This is a genomic window from Arthrobacter sp. BK1 (genome assembly GCF_056680055.1).
Genome location: NZ_CM155263.1, coordinates 3,879,731 through 3,893,741, shown reverse-complemented (window position 1 = coordinate 3,893,741; position 14,011 = coordinate 3,879,731). Strand labels below are relative to the sequence as shown.

11 protein-coding genes, 1 tRNA gene and 1 pseudogene are annotated in these 14,011 nt (G+C 64.8%); 6 read left to right on the top strand and 7 right to left on the bottom strand.

What is annotated here, in order from left to right:
- Window positions 1-2: 2 nt before the first annotated feature.
- From thrC to argS, 4 genes are read right to left on the bottom strand one after another with little or no spacing between them, the layout of a single operon-like run.
- Complete coding sequence (gene thrC / locus AC1MCA_RS17790) at window positions 3-1,109, bottom strand: threonine synthase (protein WP_108598768.1); 1,107 nt, start codon at window positions 1,107-1,109, stop codon at window positions 3-5.
- Entirely contained in the window at window positions 1,110-2,426 is a 1,317-nt protein-coding gene (locus AC1MCA_RS17785) for a homoserine dehydrogenase (protein WP_479799648.1), read from the bottom strand. It abuts the gene before it with no gap.
- Complete coding sequence (gene lysA, locus AC1MCA_RS17780) at window positions 2,427-3,920, bottom strand: diaminopimelate decarboxylase (protein WP_479799647.1); 1,494 nt, start codon at window positions 3,918-3,920, stop codon at window positions 2,427-2,429.
- Between the two features lie 5 nt (window positions 3,921-3,925).
- A complete protein-coding gene (gene argS / locus AC1MCA_RS17775) occupies window positions 3,926-5,575 on the bottom strand; it encodes an arginine--tRNA ligase (protein WP_479799646.1) in 1,650 nt (549 codons plus the stop codon).
- Window positions 5,576-5,722: 147 nt separating this feature from the next.
- Between argS and AC1MCA_RS17770 the strand changes: the two genes are divergently transcribed.
- From AC1MCA_RS17770 to AC1MCA_RS17755, 4 genes are all read left to right on the top strand, one after another.
- The gene (locus tag AC1MCA_RS17770) at window positions 5,723-6,196 is read left to right on the top strand and encodes an FMN-binding protein (RefSeq protein ID WP_479799645.1); all 474 of its coding nucleotides are present in this window, start codon (window positions 5,723-5,725) and stop codon (window positions 6,194-6,196) included.
- 3 nt (window positions 6,197-6,199) lie between these two features.
- Entirely contained in the window at window positions 6,200-7,072 is an 873-nt protein-coding gene (locus AC1MCA_RS17765; protein ID WP_479799644.1) for an FAD:protein FMN transferase, read from the top strand.
- Window positions 7,069-8,613: a ferredoxin--NADP reductase gene (locus AC1MCA_RS17760; RefSeq protein ID WP_479799643.1), complete on the top strand. Its 1,545-nt coding sequence runs from the start codon at window positions 7,069-7,071 to the stop codon at window positions 8,611-8,613. The genes AC1MCA_RS17765 and AC1MCA_RS17760 overlap by 4 nt, the downstream gene beginning before the upstream one ends.
- 77 nt (window positions 8,614-8,690) lie before the next feature.
- Window positions 8,691-8,763 (top strand) — tRNA-Arg (locus AC1MCA_RS17755).
- Between the two features lie 72 nt (window positions 8,764-8,835).
- On the opposite strand, the gene AC1MCA_RS17750 is transcribed toward AC1MCA_RS17755, so the two are convergent.
- The 3 genes and pseudogenes from AC1MCA_RS17750 to AC1MCA_RS17740 all read right to left on the bottom strand — a co-directional run bounded on the left by AC1MCA_RS17750 (window position 8,836) and on the right by AC1MCA_RS17740 (window position 12,178).
- Entirely contained in the window at window positions 8,836-9,753 is a 918-nt protein-coding gene (locus tag AC1MCA_RS17750; protein ID WP_479803445.1) for a hypothetical protein, read from the bottom strand.
- A gap of 47 nt (window positions 9,754-9,800) precedes the next feature.
- The gene (locus AC1MCA_RS17745) at window positions 9,801-10,445 is read right to left on the bottom strand and encodes a DUF6318 family protein (RefSeq protein ID WP_479799642.1); all 645 of its coding nucleotides are present in this window, start codon (window positions 10,443-10,445) and stop codon (window positions 9,801-9,803) included.
- A gap of 205 nt (window positions 10,446-10,650) precedes the next feature.
- Window positions 10,651-12,178, bottom strand: a pseudogene (locus AC1MCA_RS17740) (HNH endonuclease signature motif containing protein).
- A gap of 328 nt (window positions 12,179-12,506) precedes the next feature.
- Between AC1MCA_RS17740 and AC1MCA_RS17735 the strand changes: the two are divergent.
- Window positions 12,507-13,565, top strand: coding sequence for a M4 family metallopeptidase (locus tag AC1MCA_RS17735; RefSeq protein ID WP_479799641.1), 1,059 nt, complete (start codon window positions 12,507-12,509; stop codon window positions 13,563-13,565).
- A gap of 59 nt (window positions 13,566-13,624) precedes the next feature.
- Complete coding sequence (locus AC1MCA_RS17730; RefSeq protein ID WP_108600636.1) at window positions 13,625-13,948, top strand: protealysin inhibitor emfourin; 324 nt, start codon at window positions 13,625-13,627, stop codon at window positions 13,946-13,948.
- Window positions 13,949-14,011 lie beyond the last annotated feature (63 nt).

Sequence of the window (14,011 nt, the reverse complement as noted above, 5' to 3'; positions counted from 1 at the left end):
GGCTACTTTTCTTCCAGTCCCAGTTCAGCGGCGACCGTGACAACGTCGTTGGAAACCTTCACGGGCTGCACCTCGCTGCCGTCCTCGGTGCGCAGGGCCCACTGGGGGTCCTTGAGTCCGTGGCCGGTAACGGTGATGACGATGGTCTTTCCCGACGGAACCTCGCCGGCGGCGTGCTTCTTGAGGAGCCCCGCCACACCTGCCGCGGAGCCCGGTTCAACAAAAACGCCTTCGCGGGCGGACAGCCAGCGGTGGGCGTCGAGGATCTGCTCGTCGGTTACCGCGTCGATGAAGCCGCCGGACTCGTCGCGGGCTGCGATGGCGCCGTCCCAGGAGGCGGGGTTGCCGATCCGGATGGCCGTGGCGATGGTGTCCGGCTCCGTGATCGGGTGGCCCGCCACAAACGGTGCCGCACCTGCGGCCTGGAAGCCCCACATCTGCGGGGTTTTGGTGGATACTGCAGGCAGTGTCCCGGCAGTTTCGGACTCGAACGGGGCCGAGTACTCCTTGTAGCCCTTCCAGTACGCGGTGATGTTTCCGGCGTTCCCGACAGGAAGCACGTGGATGTCCGGTGCGTCACCCAGCGCGTCCACGATCTCGAAGGCGCCGGTCTTCTGGCCCTGGATACGGGCGGGGTTGACGGAGTTCACCAGGAACACCGGGTAGGACTCCCCCAGCTTCCGTGCAATGTCCAGGCAGTTGTCGAAGTTGCCGTCCACCTGCAGCAGGGTTGCGCCGTGGGCGATTGCCTGGCTGAGCTTGCCCATGGAAATCTTGCCCTCCGGGACCAGCACTGCACACTTCAGGCCTGCCGCGGTGGCGTAGGCAGCGGCCGAGGCCGAAGTGTTGCCGGTGGACGCGCAGACAACGGCCTTCGCGCCGGAGGCGACGGCCGCGGTCATGGCCATGGTCATGCCGCGGTCCTTGAAGGACCCGGTGGGGTTCATCCCTTCCACCTTGAGGTAGACGGTTGACCCGGTGAGTTCAGAAAGCTTCTGCGCGTGGACCAGCGGAGTTCCGCCCTCGCCCAGCGTGATGACCCTGGTGGATTCCGTGACGGGCAGTCGGTCAGCGTATTCGCGGATAACGCCGCGCCATTGGTGAGCCACTTAGACTCCTTCTACCCGCAGAACGGATGTAACTGAATTGATGACGTCCAGGCCCTTGACGGCCTCGACGGTGGCCGCGAGGGCAGCCTCTGACGCGCGGTGCGTGACGATCCGCAGTTCGGCTGATTCCACGTTGGACTCTGCGTCCTTGTGAATGGTCTGCCGCATGATTTCGATGGACACACCGTGTTCCGCGAAGAGCTGCGCGATCCGGGCCAGCACACCGGGCTGGTCGGCGACGTCGAGCCCGATGTAGTAGCTGGTGGTTGCCGCTTCGATGGGCAGGGCAGGGACGTGGCCCGTGGTGGTTTCGGTGCGCTGAGGTCCGCCCAGTACCAGGCGGCGGGCCGCCGAAACGAGGTCACCCAGCACGGCAGACGCCGTCGGGGTGCCACCGGCGCCCTGGCCGTAGAACATCAGTTCCCCTGCGTTTTCCGCCTCGATGAACACCGCGTTGAACGCTCCGCGGACAGCAGCAAGCGGGTGCTCGCGGGGAAGCAGCGTCGGGTGAACGCGCACGGAAATGCCTTCGCCGCCGTCGGCATCCGTCAGCTTTTCGGCGATGGCCAGCAGCTTGATGACGAAACCTGCGTCCTTGGCGGCGGCGATATCTGCTGCACTGACGTTGGTGATGCCTTCGCAGTGGACATTCTCCAGAGCGAACCGCGTGTGGAAGGACAGCGTGGCCAGAATGGCAGCTTTGGCGGCAGCGTCGTGGCCTTCGACGTCGGCGGTGGGGTCCGCTTCCGCGTAGCCGAGGCGCTGGGCCTCGGCGAGGGCGTCAGCGAACTGGGCGCCTGTTGAATCCATCTGGTCAAGGATGAAGTTGGTGGTGCCGTTGACAATGCCCAGCACGCGCGTAATCCGGTCGCCGGACAGGCTGTCGCGGATGGGGCGCAGGATGGGGATGGCCCCGGCCACGGCAGCTTCGTAGGACAGCTGGACGCCGGCCTTGTCGGCAGCTTCGTAGAGGGTGGGGCCGTCCTGGGCCAGCAGTGCTTTGTTGCCGGTGACCACGCAGGCGCCGTTGCTCAGTGCTGACAGGATCAGCGTGCGGGCCGGTTCAATGCCACCCATCAGCTCGATCACCAGATCGGCATCCTTAACCAGGGTGTCGGCGTCGGTGGTGAAAAGTTCCTGCGGCAGGTCCACATCGCGCTTGGCATTCACATTGCGCACGGCGATGCCGCTGAGCTGCAGTGTGGCACCGGTACGGGCGGCCAGGGCGTCGGCGTCCTCAATGAGAATCCGCGCAACCTGGGCCCCAACGTTGCCACAGCCCAGGAGGGCTACTTTCAGGGTTCGCAATTCAGTCATTCAGACTCCCATGTCGCGGTTGAGCAGATCTTCTTCGGTTTCCCCGCGGACAATCAGCCGGGAAGATCCGTCGCGCACCGCGACAACGCCCGGCCGGGCCAGATAGTTGTAGTTACTCGACAGGGCCCAGCAGTAGGCGCCGGTACCCGGTACAGCAAGCAGATCACCGGCTGCCACGTCCTCGGGCAGATATACATCTCTAACAACTATGTCGCCGCTCTCGCAATGTTTGCCCACTACGCGGGACAGTTGCGGGGCCGCGGGCGAGGTGCGGGAGGCGAGAATCGCCGAATAATCGGCGTCGTACAGCACCGGGCGGGCGTTGTCGCTCATGCCGCCGTCCACCGACACATAGCGGCGGGGATACGTAACGTTATTTTCACCGCTTCCGTCCGTTCCGCTTTTTTCTGCGCCGGGCGCGTCAACGCGGACGGTCTTCAGGGTGCCCACCTCATACAGCGTGAACGCGGCGCTGCCCACAATGGCGCGGCCGGGTTCGATGGAGATCCGGGGAGAGGTGATGCCCAGCTCGGCGCAGGTGGAACGCACGACGGCGGCCATCGCCTGCGCGATGTCGGCTGCGGGGCGGGGTGTGTCCACGGGAGTATAGGCAATGCCGTAGCCGCCGCCCAGATCCAGCTCGGGAAGCACAATGGAGTACTTTTCCTGCATGGCAGCTAGGAAACGAAGGAGCTTCCGGGCGGCCAGGGCAAAACCGTCAGGTTCGAAAATCTGGGACCCGATGTGGCAGTGGAGTCCCAGCAGTTCGATGCTGGAATAGGCGGTGGCTGCGGCCACTGCCTCCTCGGCGGCCGAGAGGCCGGCCTCTTCGGTGGTATCCCCCGCCATGGACAGGCCGAACTTCTGGTCCTCGTGGGCGGTGGCGATGAACTCGTGGGTGTGCGCGTGCACACCGGGGGTCAGGCGCAGCATCACCTTGGCGGTTTCGCCACGGCCTTCGGCAATCTTGGCGACGCGTTCGAGTTCGTCGAGGCTGTCCACCACGATCCGGCCAAGTTTCATGTCGAGGGCGCGGTGGATTTCGCCGTCGGACTTGTTGTTGCCGTGCAGGGCAACGTCCGCGCCGGGGATCCCGGCCCGGGCAGCGACGGCGAGTTCCCCGCCGGAGGCCGTGTCCAGCCGCAGGCCTTCTTCCTCCACCCACCGCACCACGGCGGTGCAGAGGAACGATTTGCCGGCGTAGTAGACGTCCACTCCGCCGCAGATGTCGGCGAACGCGTTGTTGAACGCGTCGCTGAATGCACGGGCGCGGGCCCGGAAATCGTTCTCGCTCATCACGAACAACGGCGTTCCGTACTGCCGTTGCAGCTCGCTGACCGGGATACCGTCGATGGCGAGTTCGCCGTCGACGTTCCGGTCAACGTCCTGGGCCCACAGCGGCTGGTGCAGGGCGTTCAGATCGGCAGGAACGGCAAGCCACTCAGGTGCCAACGGCGACTCGTGACCCGCGGAAGCCGAGGGCTGTTCTGACATGGGGATCACATCCGTTCCGGCGCGGAAACGCCAAGCAGGTCCAGGCCGTTGGCCAGCACCTGGCTGGTGGCGTCGTTAAGCCACAGGCGGGTGCGGTTGACGTCAGTCACCGTCTCGTCACCCATGGGAGCGATGCGGCAGGCGTCGTACCAGCGGTGGTACGCACCTGCAATGACTTCAAGGTGGCGGGCCACCCGGTGCGGCTCGCGCAGTTCAGCGGCCTTTGCCACGATCGAGGGGTAGCTGCCCAGATAGGACAGCAGCTCGTTCTCGGTGGCATGGTCCAGCAGGGACGCCTCAAAGGCGCTGCGGTCTACGCCGGCGGCAACGGCATTCCGGGCCGCACCGCGGGTCCGCGCGTGGGCGTACTGGACATAGAAGACCGGGTTCTCGTTGCTGTGCTTCTTCAGCAGGTCCGGATCAAGGGTCAGCGGCGAGTCGGCCGGGAAACGGGCCAGGGAGTAACGCACCGCATCCTTGCCCAGCCAGTCGATGAGGTCCTTGAGTTCGATGATGTTACCGGCACGCTTGGACAGCTTGGCGCCGTTGACCGAAACCAGCTGGCCGATCAGCACCTCGATGTTGACCTCGGGATCATCCCCTGCGGCGGCAGCAATGGCTTTGAGCCGGTTGATGTAGCCGTGGTGGTCCGCGCCGAGCAGGTAGATCTTCTCGGTGTAGCCGCGGTCCTTCTTCGACAGGTAGTAGGCAGCGTCGGCAGCGAAGTAGGTGGGCTCGCCGTTCGCCCGGATCATGACCCGGTCTTTGTCATCACCGAAGTCGGTGGTCCGCAGCCAGACCGCACCGCCGTCGTCGAACACGTGGCCCTGTTCGCGGAGGCGCGCGACGGCACTTTCAATAGCGCCGGCGTCGTGCAGTTCCTGCTCGGAGAAGAACACATCGAAATCGACGCCGAAATCGGCGAGCGTCGCTCGGATGTCCTTCATCTGGGCTTCGTAGGCCGCGGAGCGGATGACCGGAATGGCCGCCACTTCGGTCAGTTCGCGGATGTCCGGGTGCGCAGTCAGCACCTCATGGCCCAGGTCCGCGATGTACTGGCCGGGGTAGCCGCCGTCCGGGACGGGAAGGCCGTGGAGCCGGTTATAGACCGACTGCGCGAAAACGTTCATCTGCGTGCCGGCGTCGTTGATGTAGTACTCGGCGGTGACTTCAGCGCCGGAAGCACGCAGCACCCGGGCGATGGCGTCGCCCAGGGCTGCCCAGCGGGTGTGCCCGATGTGCAGCGGTCCGGTGGGGTTGGCTGAGACGAACTCCATGTTCACGGTGTGTCCGGCGAGCGCCGCGTTCGTGCCGTACTGCGCGCCCGCTTCGACGATGGCCTTGGCGAGGGCGCCGGCAGCACCGGCATCCACGGTGATGTTAAGGAACCCGGGGCCGGCGATATCCACCGCGGACACGCCGTCGATCGACTTCAGCCGGGTGCTCAGCACCGTGGCAAATTCACGGGGATTGGTACCGGCCTGCTTGGCCAACTGGAGGGCGATGTTGGTAGCCCAGTCGCCGTGCTCCCGGTTCTTCGGTCGCTCCACGCGCACATCATCAGGGACGGCTGATGCGGAAAGGGCAATTTCGCCAGCGGCGACAGCGTCTTTCAGGCAGGTGGATATGGCGAGGGAGAGTTCTTCGGGAGTCACTCCTCTAGCCTACCGGCGGCTGGGACGTGGACGAATTTGAGCGTCGGCCGTCACTGCGCGCACACGGCGTAATCACAGAGTGAACCATTACGCTGAATCCGACGTTGAGTACACCGTAAGCACCCAGCCCACGAAACGAGACCCTTTATGAGACCGTCAGTCCGCAAGAGTGTTTTCGCCGGTATCGCCGGCCTTTCCCTCGCCGGGACGGTGGCTGGCTGCGCGCCGTCCGCCCAGAGCACCCCGGCCACCGGCACTAACTCACCCGAAACCCCGTCCACCACCTCACCTTCAGGCACGGCGTCATCGCTGGCCAGCAGCGGTTCCGTCTACCAGGACGGCACGTACAGCGCCGACGGGACCTACGTCTCCCCCAACGGCACGGAAACTGTCGGGGTGGAATTGACGCTGGCTTCAGGGACCGTCACTGCTGTGAACATCACCCAGCATCCGTCCAATCCGAACACCAAAAAGTTCCAGGGCGAGTTCGCCGGCGGCATCGCGGCGCAGATCGTGGGCAAGAGTGTGGACGAGCTGAACGTGTCCAAGGTGGCCGGATCGTCGCTGACCAGCGGCGGCTTCAACAAGGCGCTTGAGACGATCAAAGCGGAGGCCAAGTAGGCCGTGCCGCACGGGGAGTGGGCAGACTTCACATTCGACGGCATCGGTACCCGTTGGGAAATCTCCACGCCCCGGCCGCTTGACGGCATGTTGCATTCGCGCCTGCTTGCCGCGGTGGAGAAGTACGACGCCGAGTGGTCCCGGTTCAGGCCGGACTCGACGGTAAGTGCCATGGCCCGGCAGCCCGGGCGCTACATGTTGCCTGGCGAGGCGGCGCCGCTCGGGCGCCTGTACCGGTCGCTTTACGACATCACTGGGGGTGCCATGACTCCATTGATCGGCAGCAGCCTGGAGCAGCTGGGGTACGACACAACCTACTCCCTGTCCCCGACGGGCGCTGCGGTGCCGGCACCGCGCTGGGACGATGCCCTGGACTGGGACGGCACTGTGCTCACCACCACGGCGCCGGTTGTCCTTGACATCGGCGCAGCCGGAAAAGGCCAGCTGGTGGACCTCCTGGCGGCCGAGCTGCGTTCCAGCGGCATGGCTTCCTTCATCATTGATGCCAGCGGCGACATCCTGCACCGCGGCCCGGACCCCCTGCAGGTGGCGCTGGAACATCCCTACGATCCGGCCAAGGCAATCGGGACCGTTTCATTGGCCGGCGGAGCATTATGCGCGTCAGCCTCAAACCGCCGGGCGTGGGGCGACGGCCTGCACCACGTGCTCGACGGCACCACCGGACGCCCCGTCAGCACCGCCGTCGCGACGTGGACGATGGCCTCGAGCACCATGGTTGCTGATGCGCTGGCCACGGCGTTGTTCTTTGCCCCGGGCGCCGAGCTGGAGCGGTCCTTCGACTTCTCCTGGCTGACCGTATTTTCTGATGGAAGCGCTGCCCATTCATCCGGCTTTGAAGGGACACTGTTCACATGAGCCCTGTTGATGCCCCCAAAGCAGGCGCCGCCGTTTCACCCGCGGGCCGGCTGGATACCTTGCTGGGCCGCCACACCATGTACCGGCTCATTCTGCTGGTGCTGGCGGCGCTCGCCGCTTACAGTCTCCTGCTTAATGCCCTCGGCTGGCTGACGTTCGGTATCCCCCAGATGCTGGTGCACCTGGTGCTGTGCCTGGGCTTGACCTACCTGTCCAACCGCGGTCTCGCGGCGCTGTTTCACGTGCGTCCGCATTCTGAGTCTTCGCTGATTACGGGCCTGCTCCTGTATTTCCTGTTCTGGCCCACCTTTGCGCCGATGGATATGGCGGGCGTGGCCCTGGCCTGCGTGCTGGCGTCCGCCTCCAAGTACGCCCTGGCCTGGCGCGGCCGGCACATCTTCAACCCCGCGGCCGCCGGTGCGTTTGTGACCGGCCTGACGGGGCTGAACATCGCCACATGGTGGGCGGCAACACCGGCCATGTTGTGGCTGCTGGTACCTGGCATCCTGCTGGTGCTGTACCGGACGCGGAAGTTCCTCATGGCGGCGGTGTTCCTGGTGGTTGCCTTGGCCGTCATCACGGCGGAACTGTTGCAGGCCGGTCTTTCCTTCGGTGGTGCGCTCTGGCAGGCCCTGGCGCAGCGGCCTTTGCTCTTCTTTGTCGGTTTTATGCTGACCGAGCCGCTGACGCTGCCGCCCCGCCGCTGGCAGCAGCTCGCGCTGGCCGCCATTGTGGGCGTGGTGTTTGCTGTCCCATACAACTTCGGCTTCATTGCCAACTCGCCTGAGCTGGCGCTGCTCCTGGGAAATCTGCTGGCATTCCTGGTGGGACAGCGCGGAGCACTGCGGCTTCGGTTTGCCGGGTCACGGGCTTTGACGCCCAGCACCACGGAGTTCGTCTTCGAGCCGTCCCGGCCGGTCCGGTTCCTCCCGGGGCAGTACATGGAACTGGACCTGCCGCATGCCAAGTCGGATGGTAAAGGCCGACGCCGGGTGTTCAGCCTGACCAGTTCCCCGGACTCGGGCACTGTGAAATTTGGCATTCGGACGGCGGAGCCTGTTTCCGCTGCCAAGAGGGTTCTGCTGGAGCTGAAGCCGGGTGATGAAGTGGCGGCTACGTCGGTGGGAGGCGACTTCGTCCTGCCGCGGGACCCTAAGGAACCTGTCCTCCTCATCGCGGCCGGCATCGGAGTTACCCCGTTCCTTGCCCACCTCGCTGCGGGTGCTGCCAGGGAACGGGACGTGGTGCTCCTGCTCCTGGCCCGTAATGCCGAAGAAATCGCCTACGTGAGCGAACTGGAGTCCTCAGGCGCGCGCATTCTGGCCCGGATGGCAGACGGCTCGGCTCCCCCGCCGTTCATCACCGATGCCGGCGCTGCGGCTGGTCCGCTGGACGGGGCGTCGCTCCGGGCTCTGGTACCTGACATCGCCGATCGCGCGGTGTACGTCTCCGGATCGCCTGCAAGTGTCGCTTCGCTGCGGCGCGCCGCCAAAAATGCCGGTGCGCGGCGTGTGCACGTGGACTCGTTTGCGGGCTACTGAGTGGGCGTTTTCCATTGCGGGCCACCTTCCTGCTAAGCTCTAGGACGTCCCGCTGGAAACGGCAGGATCCCTGGATTGCCCTCGTAGCTCAGGGGATAGAGCGTCTGCCTCCGGAGCAGAAGGTCGTAGGTTCGAATCCTATCGAGGGCACAAAAGAAACCCCCACTGCATGTTCTCGCGGTGGGGGTTTCGTTTTGCCTTTTTCCTTGGGGGAACGCTGTTCTACGGGACTGGAATCGCTCCTGGACAGCCCTGGCCCTGGGGATTCTGGTTGCAGTCGTCCGCATAATTGCGCGTGATGGAGCGCCACACGCTGATGGTCTGCGGCGGGGCACTGAACTGCCCCTGGCCCGGGATGGGCAAAGGCGGCCCGCTGTTGACGGAATAGGTACCTTGGAAAGACGTTGTCAGCACCACTTGGAAGTCTCCCGTAGCCGTGTACACGTGACTCGTCCTGGTCTTCTCGCCCCAACGGTCCTGCGGCAAGGGTCCTCCCATGGACGCCTGAGGCCCTAGCACCGTTCCGTCGCCGTAATTCCAGGCGTACTGCACCGGCGTGGCCACTACGTGCACTTTCTGGCCGAACATTGTGACGTCGAACTGCTGCTCAGCGGCGTCCGCGTAGAAGTTGGTCTCAGCGCCGCGAAGCGTGTGTGGGCTCGGTTGGGCTACGACCGTGCCTGCATTGACCGGCAGGCTTTCGAACTGCCGCTGGATGTCCGCGGCGATCCGGGGCAGCAGGTCTTCGGGCTTGGCATCGTAAAGACATGTCGGACCGGAATGGATAACCCATACGGCGCCCGGGACGCCTCTCGGCTTAGATAGCCAAATTACCGGGATACCTTCCTCATTGCCGGCCGGACCGCTAGTGCACTCAATTTGATCTCCCAGGCAGGCTGAATCGAAATCGCCGCCGCCAAGGTGGCATTGAAGTTCGTACTTGTAGTCGTTGGGGTCTGTTGGAACATGGCCGGGCGGAATTCGAATAATCTCGCCAGAATCTGCGTCCGCTGTCCACTCATCGGCGTTGACAGCCAAACCTGCGTCAACAAAACCGATGGCGATGGGCGGCTTGGGCGGCGGTTGTGGTTTGGGCTGGTCATCAGCGTAGGCAAGACCGGGGAAGCAAAGCAGTCCCACAAAAAACAAAGCAAGAAGACCAAAGCTCCGGCAAGTCGCTCGCATTGCTATCGGATCAGCCCTAGGTCGGCTAAGACCCACCCTGACTCACCGAACGTTGCCGTTGCCTGGCTTCCGGCGTTCGTGTCCTTGGTTGGCTCCTGATACAGGCTTCCATCGGGGTTGTGGATCGCAACGGACTTCTGCACTACTTGCACCGTCGCCTGCGCGGCCTCTCCTGGCAACATCTTCGCGGTGACAACCGGGGTTTGGATCTGTCCGCCAACTATCCATTTGTCATCACTCCATGCTGCGGAGATGTTGTCGCTCAGCCCTCCACAAAAAGTACAGCTCGGGTCCGATATGGCTTCCATGGGCTTCGGGTCGCCTGTCTCGTATGCATAGCCCAGAAGTTGGAACCAGTGCGCCACGAATGCTTCCAGCCCCTCTTTCGTCTCTGTCTTCGCCACTTCGGGCATCACAGGAACCGGGACATTTTGGGCACGGCCTGTCGCGTCTGCGGGTTTGTAGGTTGCGGTTGGCGTTGGGGTTGGGGTCGGCGAGATGGACTCAGCGGCGGAGGGTGTTCCCGTGGCAGCTGGGTTAGGATCCGCACCGGAATTGCAGCCCGAAAGCGCGACGGTTGCTGCGACGACAAGGGCAACACTGCCCGCTCGGATGCGCCAGGACGAAGTGAGTTGGTGCGATGTCATGGGCAGCTAATCCCCCGATAGTTTTTCAAGACGCCTGGCTCCGGACAATGACTCAAGGGTAGCCCAAGCGACAATTGGGTGATCAAAGTTATCCACAGCTACCCGCCCACGGTTCTACCACCCCGAAATGCTTAGAGAAAGTCACATGCCGACCACCCATACCTCGGAAAGATTTGGGCAGCGAAAAGTAAGGACGTGAAGCGGACTACGGCGAAGTCCGGCTGTTTGTCTCCAGCCAGAACCAATCGACCATGCTTGACCCCGCGTTGTTAAAGGTGTCCTTAAGCCGGCCGAGCAACGCATACTCCGCACTCAAACACTCCACCGCTAGCGGGCTGGGTAGTTGTGGTGGTTCCCAGTCGGGTTGTTCGCTGGCGTAGTGTCTGCCGGTGGGTGAGATCCAGCCCGGTGGGTGGTTTTTGCTGGCTTGTTCTGGTGTCCAGCCTGTGGTGTGCCTGAGCTTGTGATGCTTCGGGCACGGCTGGGCGAGGTTGCTGATCCCGGTGGTTCCGCCGCGCGCCCAGGCGAGGAGGTGGTCCGCTTCGTTGTCCAGGGAGGCGTTGCTGCAACCGGGAAACGGGCACTTGCCGTCCCGGAGTCTGAGCCATTGGCGTTGGGCTTTGGTGACCGGGTAGCTGGTCCGGCCGATCTCCAGCGGTGCACCGTCCCGGGGGTCGATCAGGACCCGGTGGAAGGAGGTGGCGCCGTCGGCGATGAGCCTGCGTGCCATGGTGATCGGGATCGGACCGTACCCGTCCAGCATTGCCGGTTCATCGGTGGCGCCGAGGAGGGACATGACGGGCACGGTGACCAGGACCTGCGCCCGCGGTACCGGGACCCGCCCCAGGGCACTTCCGCCCTTGCCCCCACTAATGGTTCCGCCCCCACCCGGGTTGGCCGGCAATCTCACCTGTGCCTTCGAGGAGCAGGGCGGCGGTGGTGTCGGCGCGCATCTGGGTCAGGGTGCGGTCCTCGTCCGGGCCGTGCAGAGCCCGGGCCGCGGCCGTGGTGCGGTTCCAGATCCCGGCGGCCTGGTCCGCGGGCAGGTACGCCGAGAGCCAGGCCATGCCGTCCCGGTCCGGGCGGTATTCGAGCCGACGGTCCGCCACGGACCGGGTGTGGCGTTTGTCGATGCTGACCGGGTGGTGCCGTTCCCGCCATGTCCGGGCCTTATGCCGGAACCGGGACGCGACCAGTTCCCCGACCGGGCCGCGGGCCGGGTTGGGTGCGTCAGGGTCCAGGAAGTGCCCCTCCAACGCCCCCGCGGCCGCAGGGTCAAGGTTGCTGGTCTCATCCACCATCACCCGGGCATGCTGCCACGAAATCACCCCGGCCATCAGCGCGGACAGGGTCAACGGCAGCGCCGTCGTCAGAGTGTGGGACTCGGCCAGCAGGGCCCCGGCGGTCCGTTCACCGACCGTCAGGGCACACGCGACCTCCGCCACGACCGCCATCTCGTGGGCCCGGTCAGACATATCAGTAGCCGCCAGAGCCTGGGCCGTGCCTGCGTAGCCCGCCGCTGCGTGGACGGTGACGGCGGCGATCTGCGCATTGATCCGAGTAGTCAGGGCCAGCGTGTCCAGCCAGCCATCAGCCTCCCGGCGCAACGGATCCCCATCAGCACTTAGGCCAGTCAATTCCCCAGAGTCAGTGCCGCCCTTAACAGCAGCCAGGAGCTCAGCCGCTGAGGCACAAGCCGCCTCCGCCGCCTTAATTGCCGCTGCTCTTCCCATGCCTCTACCTTCTCAGGGGCCACCGACATTTAAGGGGACGGGATTCTCAAGCTGAGTCCACCCGGCCGCAACCCGACACTGCAGGCAAGAGGCGAGCACCCTGTTGGCGACGAATGGCACCATCCGGTGGAATAGGAGGCGGCCCAACTGTGGCAACGCGCCGCCGTCGTACAGTCCCATTCCAGCTGCGTCGACGAGTCCCCTTCCATGGCGTCGAACGCCTGTGAAGCCAACGCCAGCGGGCGGGAGATCGACCCACCGCGGGGGCCTGCCCTGGATTGTCGGTGGCCCCTCATAGGCTGTTGATACCAACTTCAGGGGGTAGGCCATGCACACTTCAGCCACATTTTGTTCCATCATTCCGCCGTACCTGCTGCGGCGTTTGGCCCGACAGGACGCACCGCAGTTCTCTGCCGCCGCCCGCGCGGCAAAGGAAGCGCTGAGCCATGTGAGGTCGGTCCTGTCCGCCAGGACCCAGCCCGCGCCGGCGGTTCCGCAGGGACTGCGCGACGCGAAACCCGGCCCGCCTAACCGAAGCGTTTTCGACGCCGCCGGATCAGAGATTCTGCCCGGCAAACTCGTGCGGAAGGAAGGCGACCCGGCTACCGGCGACGTCTCCGCAGACGAAGCCTATGACGGTCTCGGCCACACCCACCGTCTGTACGCCGACGTCTTCGGCCGGAATTCCATCGACGGCGGGGGTCTCCCGCTCGATGCCACGGTGCATTTCGGCAAGCTTTACGACAACGCCTTCTGGGACGGCCGGCAGATGGTGTTCGGGGACGGCGATGGCGAAATTTTCCAGCGCTTCACCCTTTCTCTCAGCGTCATCGGCCACGAGTTGGCCCACGGTGTCACCCAGTATTCCGCGGGCCTCGCGTACCGGAACCAGGCAGGGGCAATCAACGAATCGATGTCGGACGTGTTCGGGGCGCTCGTAGAGCAGTACGTGAAGAACCAGACCACTGCCGAGGCAAGCTGGCTCGTCGGCGAGGGACTCTTCACGCCTCAGGTGGAAGGCAAGGCCCTCCGTTCGCTCAAGGCGCCCGGCACCGCTTACGACGACGACGTGCTGGGCAAGGATCCCCAGCCCGACTCGATGGACTCGTACGTGCGGACCAGCGCGGACAACGGCGGTGTCCATATTAACTCCGGCATCCCCAACCGGGCTTTCTACCTCACTGCTGAATCGCTGGGCGGCAACGCGTGGGAGGCTCCCGGGCGGATTTGGTACGACACCCTCACGGGTGGATCGCTCCCTGCGACCGCCACCTTCCGGGTGTTCGCCAAAGCGACGACGGAGTCCGCCGTCGATCTCTATGGTTCAGGTTCCGCCGAGCATGACGCAGTCCGGAAGGCGTGGGAAACTGTGAAGGTAAAGCTCTAACCAGCGCTTGGCCGTCCGCCCAGCGGCGGCCAAGCTGCAGGAAGACCAGGAACCAGGCCATGAAAATCAGTGTGGAGCGCACCGGCGGCCTCGCCGCGCTGACACGGGTGTGGACAGTGAACGCCGTGACGGAGAGCGCAAAAAGCCAGTGGCAGCCGATCGTCGAAGCTTGCCCCTGGGATGCCGTGCCCAGGACAATCCGGGCGGCGTCGGCTGAAACCGCCTCCCCACAGCCGGACCGGTTCATCTATTCCATCAGGGCAGGACAGCGCCGCGCCGCCCTGCCGGAGCAGGCCGTCACCGGCCCCTGGCGGGTCCTGGTGGACAGCGCGCGCCAGGCTGCCGAAGACTCCCCGCACGGAGCCGGGCAAACACGCCTCTAAAAAGCCAAACCCTGCTGCCATGCACTGGCCCGTAAGAGCCAGAGCGCAGACGGTCCGTCAGTG

Coding starts and splice junctions, on each gene's coding strand:
- lysA (WP_479799647.1), bottom strand. CDS start 3,920: ATGTCAGAACAGCCCTCGGCTTCCGCGGGTCACGAGTCGCCGTTGGCA.
- AC1MCA_RS17785 (WP_479799648.1), bottom strand. CDS start 2,426: ATGACTGAATTGCGAACCCTGAAAGTAGCCCTCCTGGGCTGTGGCAAC.
- AC1MCA_RS17730 (WP_108600636.1), top strand. CDS start 13,625: ATGAAAATCAGTGTGGAGCGCACCGGCGGCCTCGCCGCGCTGACACGG.
- AC1MCA_RS17760 (WP_479799643.1), top strand. CDS start 7,069: ATGAGCCCTGTTGATGCCCCCAAAGCAGGCGCCGCCGTTTCACCCGCG.
- AC1MCA_RS17770 (WP_479799645.1), top strand. CDS start 5,723: ATGAGACCGTCAGTCCGCAAGAGTGTTTTCGCCGGTATCGCCGGCCTT.
- AC1MCA_RS17735 (WP_479799641.1), top strand. CDS start 12,507: ATGCACACTTCAGCCACATTTTGTTCCATCATTCCGCCGTACCTGCTG.
- AC1MCA_RS17745 (WP_479799642.1), bottom strand. CDS start 10,445: ATGACATCGCACCAACTCACTTCGTCCTGGCGCATCCGAGCGGGCAGT.